We start from the raw sequence: 1,032 nt of genomic DNA, 5'->3' as shown, positions 1-1,032 counted from the left end.
ACCCATTTCATCCGTGGCAAACTCATAGTCTTCGCGCACATCGAGTAGCAAAAAGTCCTCTCCTCGTTCAGCCAACTCATGGAGCTGTTGTACATTAAGATCAAAGCTATTCCCTGCTTGATTTGGCTTAGGCACACCACAGAATTCGTCGTAATCAATTAACTCCTTGATTCCAGATTAGGATTAATTGGGAATTTTAGCACTCTGGTACTAAAGGCAGCAGCATCAAATAAGAAAAGACGGCCACTCAAAGCTCTCCCACACCGGTAATCACTTTAATCACTTCGCTGGCCTGAAGACTACCAATAATGCCAGGTAAGACACCTAGGACTCCTCCTCTGCACAATTGGGAACCATATCTGGGGCGGTGGCTCCGGAAACAAATCCCGATAGTTGGGACCACGACTGCCGTCTGCCGCCGATAGATTGAAAACGGAAACCTGGCCTTCGAAACGGAAAATACTGGCGTAGACATTGACCTTTCCCGCTAGGACACATGCATCATTGACAAGATAGCGAGTTGGGAAGTTATCTGTCCCGTCTGCCACGACATCATATTGACTCACCAGCTGCAACGCATTATCTCGAGTAAGGGCTTCCTGATAGACTTCTACTTCAATATGTGGATTCATGGCTAGAATCCTTTTTTTTGCCAGCTGTGCTTTGGATTGACCTACATCGTCAACGGTATAGGAACCTGACGCTGGAGATTGCTGGTGTCAACTACATCGAAATCAACGATGCCAATTTTACCGACGCCGGCCGCTGCAAGATAAAGCAGGACGGGGCTACCTAGCCCGCCAGCTCCTACAACCAGGACCTTACTTTGCTTCAACTTTTCTTGCCCTGCCAAACCAAATTCCGGAATGGCAAAATGCCGTGCATAACGGTTGAGTTCCTCTTTGCTAAAATTGTATCCTTCCATCTGATTAGATCTCGTTGAAATTCTATGTAATATCTTTTAAACACAAGAGTAAGCCTAGGGTACGCATATGTAGCTGAGTTGTAATAACTACGACACTATAGAAAAAA

General features: G+C 45.8%; 2 protein-coding genes. Both read right to left on the bottom strand.

The window, feature by feature from the left end; translation table 11 throughout:
• Positions 1-299 precede the first annotated feature (299 nt).
• The gene (locus D5R40_RS43395) at positions 300-632 is read right to left on the bottom strand and encodes a ThiF family adenylyltransferase (RefSeq protein WP_375339460.1); all 333 of its coding nucleotides are present in this window, start codon (positions 630-632) and stop codon (positions 300-302) included.
• 41 nt (positions 633-673) lie between these two features.
• Positions 674-925 (bottom strand): HesA/MoeB/ThiF family protein, encoded by a 252-nt coding sequence (locus tag D5R40_RS38780; RefSeq protein ID WP_205127872.1) that lies wholly within the window; start codon positions 923-925, stop codon positions 674-676.
• Positions 926-1,032 lie beyond the last annotated feature (107 nt).

It is taken from the genome of Okeania hirsuta (assembly GCF_003838195.1).
Lineage (GTDB): Bacteria > Cyanobacteriota > Cyanobacteriia > Cyanobacteriales > Microcoleaceae > Okeania > Okeania hirsuta.
This window is presented reverse-complemented; position numbering and strand designations above follow the sequence as displayed.